General features: G+C 73.3%; 7 protein-coding genes and 2 tRNA genes. 6 read left to right on the top strand and 3 right to left on the bottom strand.

The window, feature by feature from the left end; translation table 11 throughout:
- On the bottom strand, nucleotides 1-2010 hold a 2010-nt coding region (locus tag JHAT_RS29420; RefSeq protein ID WP_143660535.1), incomplete at its 3' end, for a PAS domain-containing protein.
- Between the two features lie 231 nt (nucleotides 2011-2241).
- On the bottom strand, nucleotides 2242-2757 hold the full coding sequence (locus JHAT_RS29415; RefSeq protein ID WP_077801320.1) for an SSI family serine proteinase inhibitor: 516 nt from the start codon (nucleotides 2755-2757) through the stop codon (nucleotides 2242-2244).
- Nucleotides 2758-2926: 169 nt separating this feature from the next.
- Between JHAT_RS29415 and JHAT_RS29410 the strand changes: the two genes are divergently transcribed.
- A tRNA-Ser gene (locus tag JHAT_RS29410) sits at nucleotides 2927-3017 on the top strand.
- 236 nt (nucleotides 3018-3253) lie between these two features.
- A tRNA-Arg gene (locus JHAT_RS29405) sits at nucleotides 3254-3326 on the top strand.
- Between the two features lie 120 nt (nucleotides 3327-3446).
- Here the strand turns inward: JHAT_RS29405 and JHAT_RS29400 are convergent.
- Nucleotides 3447-4781 (bottom strand): LPXTG cell wall anchor domain-containing protein, encoded by a 1335-nt coding sequence (locus JHAT_RS29400; RefSeq protein ID WP_171991119.1) that lies wholly within the window; start codon nucleotides 4779-4781, stop codon nucleotides 3447-3449.
- A gap of 256 nt (nucleotides 4782-5037) precedes the next feature.
- On the opposite strand from JHAT_RS29400, the gene JHAT_RS29395 reads away from it, so the two are divergent.
- From JHAT_RS29395 to JHAT_RS29380, 4 genes are all read left to right on the top strand, one after another.
- Nucleotides 5038-5919 carry a DUF2797 domain-containing protein gene (locus JHAT_RS29395; protein ID WP_077801323.1) on the top strand — a complete coding sequence of 294 codons (882 nt, stop codon included), beginning with the start codon at nucleotides 5038-5040 and terminating at the stop codon, nucleotides 5917-5919.
- Between the two features lie 62 nt (nucleotides 5920-5981).
- Nucleotides 5982-6899 carry an amidohydrolase family protein gene (locus JHAT_RS29390; protein ID WP_077801318.1) on the top strand — a complete coding sequence of 306 codons (918 nt, stop codon included), beginning with the start codon at nucleotides 5982-5984 and terminating at the stop codon, nucleotides 6897-6899.
- A 163-nt stretch (nucleotides 6900-7062) separates the two neighbouring features.
- Complete coding sequence (locus JHAT_RS29385; protein ID WP_171991118.1) at nucleotides 7063-7803, top strand: response regulator transcription factor; 741 nt, start codon at nucleotides 7063-7065, stop codon at nucleotides 7801-7803.
- On the top strand, nucleotides 7800-9392 hold the full coding sequence (locus tag JHAT_RS29380) for a cell wall metabolism sensor histidine kinase WalK (RefSeq protein ID WP_077801316.1): 1593 nt from the start codon (nucleotides 7800-7802) through the stop codon (nucleotides 9390-9392). The genes JHAT_RS29385 and JHAT_RS29380 overlap by 4 nt, the downstream gene beginning before the upstream one ends.
- Nucleotides 9393-9400: the final 8 nt, after the last annotated feature.

Below are 9400 nucleotides of genomic sequence, written 5' to 3'. Positions count from 1 at the left end.
CGGCCCGGGCAGGGCGTCGCCCGCGTCCTCCGCGGGCCGTCCCCGCCGGCGCCCGGTACCGCCGGACCCCTCGGCCGGCGACGCCTGTGCCGGCAGGGGAAGGGCGGTCGGCGCCGGCTCCTGGACCGCACGCCGCCTGCGCCGCCCGGTCGGCGTACCGCCCTCCGCCCCGGGGCCGGCGGTGCCGTCGGCGCCCTCGGCGGGCGGTTCCTCGGCGTCGCCCTCCAGGAAGGCGTCGACGGACGGCCGCCGGGCCCGTCGCCGCCCGCCACCGGCGGGACCCTGGAGGGCCGGGACCTCCTGGACGTCCTCCGCGCCGGTGGCCGGGGCCTCGGCCGCGACGGCCCCCGCCCCGCCCCCGATCGGCACCTCCAGGACGTACGCGCTGCCGCTCATGCCCGGCACCTCGTGCGTCTGCAGCACGCCGCCGTGCGCCCGGACGATCCCGCGGACGATCGGTTCGTGCACCGGGTCTCCCCCGGCGTACGGCCCGCGCACCTCGATCCGTACGACCTCGCCGCGCTGCGCCGCCGCCACGACGACGGTGTTGTCCAGGTAACCGCCCGCCGGCACCGGCGTGTTGCCGGTCGCGTCGACGCCCGCGACGTCCGCGACGAGGTGCGCCAGCGCGGTGGCCAGCAGCCGGGGGTCGACCTCGGCCTCGATGGGCGGCGCGTGCACCGCGAACTGCACCCGTCCCGGACCGACCAGCTCGACGGCCCCGTCGACACCGGAGGCGACGACGGCGTCCAGCATCACCTTCGTACGGGAGATCTTCTCGCTCCCGACGTCGAGGCGCTGGTAGCCGAGGACGTTGTCGATGAGGGTGGTGATGCGCGAGTAGCCGGCCGACAGGTGGTGGAGCACCTGGTTGGCCTCGGGCCACAGCTGCCCGGCGTCGTCGGAGGCCAGCGCGGCCAGTTCCTGGCGCAGCTCCTCCAGCGGCCCGCGCAGGGAGGTCCCGAGGAGGGTGAGCAGCTGCTCGTGCCGGGCGGCGAGCGCCTCGTACCGGTCCTTCTCCCGCTCACCGAGCGCGGCGTAGCGGTCCTCGTTCGCCGCGAGTTCCTCCGCGTGCTTCTCGCGCAGTTCCTCCAGCTCGGTCACGTGCTGTTGGCGCAGCGCGGTCAGCTCGGAGGCGTGCTCCTCGGCCAGCCGCTCCAGCTCCTCGGCGTGCCGCTGCTCCGCCTCCTCGTGCTCCTTGACGAGGGTGTCGTAGGGCCGCCGGTCGGTGAAGGTCATCACGGCGCCGACGAGCTGGTCGCCGTCGCGCACGGGCGCGGTCGTCAGGTCGACCGGCAGCTTGTCGCCGCTCTTGGAGTACAGCACCTGCCCGCGCACCCGGTGCTTGCGCCCGGAGCGCAGGGTGTCGGCGAGCGGGGACTCGTCGTACGGGAAGGGGGAGCCGTCGGCGCGCGAGTGCAGGACGAGGGTGTGCAGCTCGCGGCCGCCGAGGTCACTGGCCCGGTAGCCCAGGATCTGGGCGGCGGCCGGATTGACCAGGACGATGCGCCCGTCGGTGTCCGTGCCCACGACGCCCTCGGAGGCGGCCCGCAGGATCATCTCGGTCTGCCGCTGCGAACGCGCCAGCTCGGCCTCGGTGTCGATGGTGCCGGTCAGGTCGCGGACGACGAGCATCAGCAGCTCGTCGCCGGTGTAGCCGTAGCCGTCGTAGGCCTGCTGCCCGTTCTCCAGGTTGGCGCTGGCGACCTCGACGGGGAACTCGGTGCCGTCGGTGCGCCGGGCGACCATCCGCGTCGGCTTGGTGCGCGCCCGCGGGTCGATGTGGTCCGGCCGTCGCATGGAGCCGGGGATGAGCCGCGAGTCGAACTGCGGCAGCAGGTCCAGCAGCCCGCGTCCGACCAGCGCGGTGCCCGGCGCCTCGAAGGCCTCCAGCGCGATGGAGTTCGCGTTGACGACGGTGCCGTTGGCGTTGACCAGGACCAACGCGTCGGGCAGGGCGTCCAGTATGGCTGCGAGGCGAGCAGCGCCTCGGGATGGCCTGCTGCTCACGAGACGCTTCCCTCCTGTTACCGCACTTGCCGACCGCCCGGGCCATCTTGCCAACCGGCCCGCAGCGTGTCACGCGAGGGAGTCTAAGCGCTGGGGGCCGGTCGGCGGCGCGGGATGGGAGGGAGGTCGCACGAGGAAGTGACGCAGAACGTGTGAGCGAGTGCCGCCCCGGCCGGGGCCGGTTCCGGGCCCCGGCCCGGAACCGGAAGCTCCGGCCACGTGCCGGACCGGCTACGCCCCCGCGGGCGCCCGCAGGTCGGGAAGCAACGGCACCAGGCGGTTCCAGCGGGAGACCCGGCAGCCGTCGCCCCGGTCGAAGCGCGCGTCGACGGGACGGCCGGCCCAGACGCCGGTGACGTGCGCGGTGGCCGGTCCGCCGTACTGCAGGGTGCAGACGCTGCCCTCCGGAACCGGTGCGAAGGCGTCCTGCCCCCAGCGCGTGCCCCGGTCGAGCACGGCACAGGCGCCGGCCGGATCGGGGTGGCTGCCGCCGTCGGGGTGGCAGTGCAGCTCGTACGTCCCGTCCGCGCCCGCGCCGGCGTCCCGGACGGTGACCGTCAGGTGATCACCGGCCCGGTCCTCGGCGCGGACCGGCGGCGGCATCAGCGCGCCGGCTCCCGCACCGGCGCGGGGGACGGGGTCGGCGTGCGCGGCCGCGGGCCCGGCGACCAGGGGGACGAGGACGGCGACGGACACGGCGGCCGCGCCGAGGAGGCGGGCGGCGACGAGGCGGGTGATCAGCGGCATGCCCTGTCCAACGCCCCACCGTGCCGGACGTTGCGCGGCCACGCCGTAAGGGCTTTGCCCTGCGGCCCGCCCGCCTAGTACCGTGGGGGTCGATTGGTGACAGCACGCTCGACTGTGTCATCATCGGCACGCGCCACTCGCGCTCGCACGCGAGATGGTGATGTTGTCTGGAGGCGTCGCCTAGTCCGGTCTATGGCGCCGCACTGCTAATGCGGTTTGGGTCTTAAAGCCCATCGAGGGTTCAAATCCCTCCGCCTCCGCACACGATCGACGAAGCCCCGGCCCCTGTGGCCGGGGCTTCGTCGTCGTCCGGGTCCCGCGGCCGCCCCGTCGCCGTCCCGCTGCTGCTGCCCCGTTGCGCCCGTGGTGACGTTTCCGCAGGTCACAAGGGGTGTGGCAATCGGATTTCACATGACGGCGGCAGTCATGTAATGTTCTTCCTGTCGCCGCGAGCGGGCCGAAAGGACCGGGAGCGGCGGGAAAACAGAAAAGACAAGCACTCGTAGCTTAACGGATAGAGCATCTGACTACGGATCAGAAGGTTGCAGGTTCGAATCCTGCCGAGTGCACACAGGACGAAGGCCCCGGAGTGATCCGGGGCCTTCGGCGTTTTCCGGCAGTGCAGCGGTGCTGCCGGGTCCGGGTCCTGCGGGAGGTTTCCCGGGACCCGGACCCTTCGCTGTTCGAGATCAGACGGTGTCCGCGGCCCTGCGGCGGCGTACGGCGAAGACCGCGCCGGCGCCGAGGGCGGCGGTGAGGGCGCTCGTGAGGGCGAGCGTCGTCGTGGAGGACGCTCCGGTCGCGGCGAGGCTGCCGCCCGTGCTCGTGCCCGTGACCACCGCCTGCTCGGACGTGCCGCCCTGGGGCGAGGTGCCCGTGCCCGTGCCCGTGCCCGTGCCCGTGCCCGTACCCGTACCCGGGTCCGTGCCGGGCTTCGCGGTGTCCGGACGCTTGTCGTCGTTCTCCCCGGGGCTGCCGGGCTGGGCCTCGTCGACCGTGCCGGGCTCGCTGCCCGCGGGTAGGAGCGCGAAGTCGTAGCGCTTCATCGGACCCAGGACGCAGGGGTTGTACGCGTCGGAGGCGTCACTCGCGAACAGGGCGAAGGCGTCGGCGGCCTGGGCCTTGGAGTCGACCTTCATCCGCAGCTTCACGTCGCTCTGCTCGCCCGGCTCCATGACGTCCACGCGCGCGATGTGCACCGGCCCGTCGTCGGAAAGGGGCTGCCAGTCCGAACCGTTGGACCACTCCACCTCCAACGGGTTCTTCCCCTCCTTCTGTTCGCTCTCCAGGTGGATGAAGACCAGGGGGTCCACCGTCAGCGTGCGCGCGGTGCCGTTGGTCACGCGGAGGGTGAAGTCGACGGTGCTGCCGGCGACGACCTTGGACGGCAGTCCCACCGCGAGCGAGGTCAGCCCCTTCTCGCGGACGCACTCCTTGGCGGCGGCGAGCGCCGCCGCGGCGGCGTCCTTGGCCTTGAGGGCCTTGTCACGGGTGTCCTGGAGGACGCTGTACTCGCGGACGGCCGCCACCCTGGCGTCGTCCAGCGCGGTCTGGGCCGCCTCGGCCGTCGCGTCGGCCTTCTGCTGGGCCTCGACGGCCTTCGTCAGATCGGCCTCGGCGGTTTCGAGGGCTTTCTGCGCCTCGGCCTTTTCGGTGTCGTTCTCGGCCGCTTCGAGTGCGGCCTCGGCGTCCGCGACGGCCTGCTCGGCGGCGGTTTTGGCGTCCGCCGCGTCCTTGGCCGCCTTGTTCGCGGTGATCGTGGCCGCCTTGAGCGGGTGGGTGTCGGAATGCAGGGCGGCCAGGGTGGCCTCGAGCTCCTTCCGACCCTCCTCCGCGGCGGTGACGGCCTCTTCGTACGCCTTCTTCGTGTCGGTGGCGGCCTTCACCAACTCCGCGTAGGTCGGCTGGTTCTGCGTCTGCGCCGTGGGCGTTCCGGCGGCGAGTGCCGGCGTGGCGGCGAAGAGCGCGACGGGCGCGGCCACCGCGACGGCGGCGGCCACGGCGAGGGAACGGCGAAGCTTCACTGAGGACCTTTCCTGCTGGCCTGGTGAAAGAGAGAAAGTAATGGCCGCTGCGAATCGCGCAGCGTGGCCAGAATGCCGACGAGTTTATAGGGAACGTAAAATACGGGCTTCTCCTTTCCCGGTTCTCCTTTCTTGGTGTCAGGTATTCGCCGGGATAAAGTGGACGGACGGGGATAGTTGTTCCGGACGGCCGCATTTTTCTGTGACTCATGTCACACGCCCTGTGATGTCGGTGCCGGCTCGTACGCTCGGGGCGATGGCACAGGCATGGAAGTGCGCGGGGCTGCGGTGGGTGGCGGGCGACCCCGTGCTGATGTGGGTCGGTGGCCGGCGCAGCGCGCTGTCCAGGGGGAAACGGGTGGCTTTCGGGATCGCGGCAGGGGGTGTGCGGACGTGTGTCGGGGCGCGGGGGCACGCGTGTCCCCTCGGGTCGGTCGTGCCGGGACGGAGCGCGGGGGCGCGGTGCGGGGAGTGCGCGCGGCTGGACCGGGCGCACTCGGTGGCCGCGGACACGATCGCCGACGATCCGCGGCCGTACCGGGTGTATCTGGCGTGGTTCGGGCCGGGGCTGGTCAAGGTGGGGATCACCGGGGCGGAGAGGGGGACGGCCCGGCTGCTGGAGCAGGGAGCGGTGTGTTTCAGCTGGCTGGGGACCGGGCCGTTGATGGCCGCGCGGCGGACCGAGGAACTGCTGCGGGCCGCGCTGCGGGTGCCCGATCGCATTCCGTACGCCCGGAAGCGGGCGGTGCGGGCCGCGCTGCCGGCGACGGAGGAGGAGCGGGCGGCGGAGATCGCCGAGTTGCACGGGCGGGCGGTGGCGCTCGGGGGCTGGCCGGAGTCGCTGACGCCGGAGCCGTTCCGGAGCGTCGATCACGTGCGGGCGTTCGGGCTCGCGGAGGGGGACCGGGGGCCGGGAGCCGTGGGGGAGGTGGTCGAGCTGGTGGCGGGCGGCGCGGTCGGGGGCGAGCTGGTGGCGGCCGCCGGGCCGGATCTGCACCTGGCGACGGAGCGGGGAGTCGTCGTGCTCGACACGCGGCTGATGACGGGGTGGGAGCTGGTGGCCGTCGAGGGGGACCGGTGCGACGTCCCCGTGCGGGAGTTCGATGATCCCGCCGGGGTTCAGGACGGGCTCTTCTGAGCGGGCGTCCTCTTCGGCCGGGAGGTGGACCCCGTCCGGCTTCCGGGGAGATCGTGGGCCGCATGAGTGATCACCGCATCGCACCGGGGGCCGGCCCCGAGGAGGTCCGGCACGTCCGTGGCTTCTGGGAGGGGCTCGGGCTGCCCGGCCTCGTCGACGTGCACACGCACTTCATGCCCGAGCGGGTGCTGCGCAAGGTCTGGGGGTACTTCGACGCGCTCGGTCCGCTGACCGGCGGGGTGGAGTGGCCGATCACCTACCGGAAGAAGGAGGAAGAACGGACGGTACTGCTCCGGGAGTTCGGGGTGCGGGCCTTCACCGCCATGCTGTACCCGCACAAACCGGGCATGGCGCAGTGGCTGAACGACTGGGCGGTGGACTTCGCCCGCCGGACACCCGACTGCCTGCACACCTCCACCCTCTTCCCGGAGCCCGGCGTCGAGGCGTACGTCGGCCGGGCCGTCGAGGCGGGGGCACGGGTCTTCAAGGCCCACGTGCAGGTGGGCGCGTACGACCCCGCAGACGAGCTGCTCGACGGTGCCTGGGGGGTGCTCGCCGAGGCGGGGGTCCCGGTGGTGATCCACTGCGGTTCCGGGCCCGCGCCGGGCAAGCACACCGGGCCGGAGCCGATCGCGCGGGTGCTGGCGAGGCACCCCCGGCTGCGGCTGGTCGTCGCGCACATGGGGATGCCGGAGTACGAGGACTTCCTGGACCTCGCCGAGCGGTACGGCGAGGTGCGGCTGGACACGACCATGGCGTTCACCGACTTCAGCGAGCGTCTCGCCCCCTTCCCCCGGCGGGCCCTGCCCCGGCTGGCGGAGCTCGGCGACCGGGTCCTGCTCGGGTCGGACTTCCCCAACATCCCCTATCCCTACCTGCACCAGCTGCACGCGCTGGAGCGGCTGGAGCTGGGGGACGCGTGGCTGCGGGGCGTGTGCCACGACAACGCGGCCCGGCTGTTCGGGCTGCCCGAGGGCTGACCGGGGACCGGCCCGGGGACCGGCCCGGGGACGACGGGTGGCCGAAGCCGGTCGCCGGCCTGCGGTGTGCCCGGGAGGTTCCTGAGAGGCCCCTGTGGGTTTCTCAGAGAAATCACAGCCCGGGGAAAGAGTGCTCTCAGAGCGCCCCGGCATCGTGCCCGGTATGACCACGATCTCGCCCCAGGGGCGCACCGAACTGCTGAGGCCGGACGGGAGCCCCGTCCGGGTGCTCGTGGTGGACGACGAGCTGTCCATCACCGAACTGCTGTCCATGGCCCTGCGCTACGAGGGCTGGCAGATCCGCAGCGCCGGTGACGGGCACGGCGCCGTCCAGGCGGCGCGCGAGTTCCGGCCCGACGCCGTCGTCCTGGACATGATGCTGCCCGACATGGACGGGCTGAGCGTGCTGGGGCGGCTGCGCCGCGACCTGCCGGACGTGCCGGTGCTCTTCCTGACCGCCAAGGACGCGGTCGAGGACCGGATCGCCGGGCTGACCGCGGGCGGGGACGACTACGTCACCAAGCCGTTCAGTCTGGAGGAGGTCGTCGCCCGGCTGCGCGGCCTGATCCGCCGCTCGGGCGCCGCCGACCGGCGCTCCGACTCCGTCCTCGTCGTCGGCGACCTCACCCTCGACGAGGACAGCCACGAGGTCACCCGCGGCGGCGACGGCATCCACCTCACCGCCACCGAGTTCGAGCTGCTGCGCTTCCTGATGCGCAATCCGCGACGCGTGCTCAGCAAGGCGCAGATCCTGGACCGGGTCTGGTCCTACGACTTCGGCGGGCAGGCCAACGTGGTCGAGCTGTACATCTCCTACCTGCGCCGGAAGATCGACGCCGGACGCGAGCCGATGATCCACACCCGGCGCGGTGCCGGTTACCTGATCAAGCCCGCGGTGTCGTGAACCGCCGACGGCGACGGCCGCGGCCGCGGACCCTGCGGACGCGGCTCGTCGTCGCGTCGGTGGCGCTGATCGCGGTGGTGTGCGCGGTGATCGGCACGGTGACGACGGTGGCGTTGCGGTCCCACCTGTACGAGCAGCTGGACGGGCAGGTGCACGAGGTCGCGATGCGCGTGTCCGGCTTCGGACCGCCGGGCGGACCCGAGGGCGGCGGGTCCCCGCAGAGGATGGACCTCGACGAGTTCGTCAGGCACGGGCCGCAGCCGCGCGGCACGATCGTCGCCGAGGTGCGGGGCGGTGTCGTCGTCGACGCCAAGTACGGCAGGAGGGACGACGAGAGCACCGACCTCAGCAGGACGGCGGCGGTCTCCCTCAGCCGGGCTCAGCGCGCCGCGCTGGCCTCCGTCCCCCAGGACGGCGGCACGCACACCGTCGGGATCCCCGGCCTCGGCGACTACCGCGTGAAGTACCGCGACGGCTACTACGCCGCCCTCCCGACCTCCGGCGTCACCGGCACCATCAGCACCCTGGTCCTCGTGGAGGCCAGCGTCACCGCCGCCGGTCTCGTCGCGGCCTCCCTCGCCGGGACCGTCATCGTCGGCGTCGCCACCCGTCCCCTGCGCAGGGTCGCCGCCACCGCCGGCCGCGTCTCCGAACTGCCCCTGCACGCGGGCGAGGTGAACCTCGACGAACGCGTCCCCGAGTCCGAGTGCGACCCGCACACCGAGGTCGGCCGGGTCGGAGCCGCGCTCAACCGGATGCTGGACCACGTGCACGGGGCCCTGCACGCACGGCAGGAGAGCGAGACGCGGGTACGGCGGTTCGTCGCCGACGCCAGCCACGAACTGCGCACGCCCCTCGCCTCCATCCGCGGGTACGCCGAACTCACCCGCCGGGGACGCGAACAGGTCGGCCCCGACACCCGGCACGCGCTGGGCCGCATCGAGTCCGAGGCCGGGCGCATGACCCTGCTGGTCGAGGACCTGCTGCTGCTCGCCCGCCTGGACGCCGGGCGGCCGCTGCGGTTCGAGCGGACCGACCTCGTCCCGCTCGTCGTGGACACCGTCAGCGACGCCCGCGCGGCCGGCCTCGACCACGTCTGGCGGCTCGACCTGCCCGACGAACCGGCGCCGGTGCCGGCGGACGCCGCCCGGCTCCAGCAGGTGCTGGTCAACCTGCTGGCCAACGCCCGCACCCACACCCCGCCCGGTACGACCGTCACCGCGCGGGTGCGGCACAGCGGGTCCTGGCTGTGCGTGGACGTCGAGGACGACGGGCCGGGCATCCCGTCCGCGCTGCTGCCGCACGTCTTCGAACGCTTCGCGCGCGGCGACTCCGCGCGGTCCCGGGCGACCGGCTCGACGGGCCTCGGGCTCGCCATCGTGCAGGCCGTGACGACCGCGCACGGCGGCGGTGTGACCGTCGACAGCGTGCCGGGCCGGACGGTCTTCACCGTGCACCTGCCCGCGCTCCCCGCGCCGCCCGTACTGCCCGCGCCGCCCACACCGCCCGCACCACCCGCGCGGGACGGCGCGCGACCGCAGTCACAGGTACGGCACAGCCTCACCACACCGACACGACAGGGGACTTGAGAAGAGTC

This window comes from Streptomyces sp. JHA26, assembly GCF_002005565.1.
In the GTDB taxonomy this organism is placed as follows: Bacteria; Actinomycetota; Actinomycetes; order Streptomycetales; family Streptomycetaceae; genus Streptomyces.
Note: the sequence above shows the minus strand (reverse complement) of the source record. Positions and strands in the feature narration are given on the sequence as shown.

What these genes read in the sequence shown, in the direction of transcription:
- JHAT_RS29390 (WP_077801318.1), top strand. Translation starts at nt 5,982, where the DNA reads ATGAGTGATCACCGCATCGCACCGGGGGCCGGCCCCGAGGAGGTCCGG.
- JHAT_RS29385 (WP_171991118.1), top strand. Translation starts at nt 7,063, where the DNA reads ATGACCACGATCTCGCCCCAGGGGCGCACCGAACTGCTGAGGCCGGAC.
- JHAT_RS29395 (WP_077801323.1), top strand. Translation starts at nt 5,038, where the DNA reads ATGGCACAGGCATGGAAGTGCGCGGGGCTGCGGTGGGTGGCGGGCGAC.
- JHAT_RS29415 (WP_077801320.1), bottom strand. Translation starts at nt 2,757, where the DNA reads ATGCCGCTGATCACCCGCCTCGTCGCCGCCCGCCTCCTCGGCGCGGCC.